Source organism: Psychrobacter sp. 1U2 (genome assembly GCF_051847575.1).
Genome location: NZ_JBPYDC010001636.1, coordinates 1 through 552, shown reverse-complemented (window position 1 = coordinate 552; position 552 = coordinate 1). Strand labels below are relative to the sequence as shown.

Below are 552 nucleotides of genomic sequence, written 5' to 3'. Positions count from 1 at the left end.
AAAAACGTACATCTAAATAAATCTTGGCAGCAGCGCCACTATCAGGATTGGCAGACAACGCTTGCAAGCCAAAGTTTATGAGCCAAGGCTTCGCTAGTAGTAACACCAAACCAATGACGACGGCTAATAAGAGCGCACGCTGCAAAATAGATAGCAGTGGCGATGCTTTTTGCTGCGAGTTTATAGAGTTGCTACTATCTGAAAGTTGCCCCAATGCCTGTGCAGATAAACCAGAAGATGCATATTGTAAAAAGTTAAAGCTAACAAGCAGTAGGGACAAAAGCTGTATTGCCAGGCCCATGCCTGCAAGCTTTGCGGCATCATTCATATTGCCGACGATGGCAGTATCAATCACACTTTGGAGCGGCATGGCTAGATTAGCTAATAAAACTGGAACAGCAATCGCGACAATACGCCTGTAGCGTGTGTCAATAGGCGACGTGACTGTTGATGGGGTAGACGTTGACATAAGATGATCACTTCTGCGTAAACACAGCTAATAATACCCGCCCGTTTGCTACATGACTGCGGGATGAGCTTTTACTACTAAAT

At 45.1% G+C, this 552-nt stretch carries 1 protein-coding gene; it reads right to left on the bottom strand.

Annotated features, from left to right (window positions below; all coding sequences use genetic code 11):
* Positions 1–469, bottom strand: a 469-nt coding sequence (locus ACS8FD_RS23590) for an MATE family efflux transporter (RefSeq protein ID WP_439277637.1), incomplete at its 3' end; no start/stop codon positions are given.
* Positions 470–552 lie beyond the last annotated feature (83 nt).